This is a genomic window from Pelomicrobium sp. G1 (assembly GCF_051905455.1).
Taxonomy (GTDB): domain Bacteria; phylum Pseudomonadota; class Gammaproteobacteria; order Burkholderiales; family UBA6910; genus Pelomicrobium.
On record NZ_JBQACR010000199.1, the window covers coordinates 1 to 343 of the forward strand.

Below are 343 nucleotides of genomic sequence, written 5' to 3' on the forward strand. Positions count from 1 at the left end.
CCAGCACCATGTCCGAGTCCCGGGCCGTGGGCAATGTGCCAATGGCGGCCACCCTGGCGCCGAGCCCGGCGGCCGCCGCGCGGCACCGGTTCCAGGTGGTGGCCAGCTCTTCGCCCAGCCGGGCGAGGCCGCGCCCTACGAGGGCCTGGGGCTCGACGTTGATCTCGAAGTTGAACTTGGCGAGTTCCGGCACCACCGCCGGCGAGGCAAGGGCCTCCAGCAGCGCCTCGTTGGCGGGCAAGGGGTCGCACCGCCAGTCCACGATCCACGCTTCCAGCTCCAGCCCGCCGATTCCTCCCCGGCGCGAGAACTCACCCCGTTCCACGGCCGCCGAAAGGAGCGC

1 protein-coding gene is annotated in these 343 nt (G+C 72.6%); it reads right to left on the reverse strand.

From position 1 onward, the window contains the following. On the reverse strand, positions 1–343 hold a 343-nt coding region (locus tag ACTFO6_RS18160; RefSeq protein ID WP_439935794.1), incomplete at both ends, for a glutamate-cysteine ligase family protein.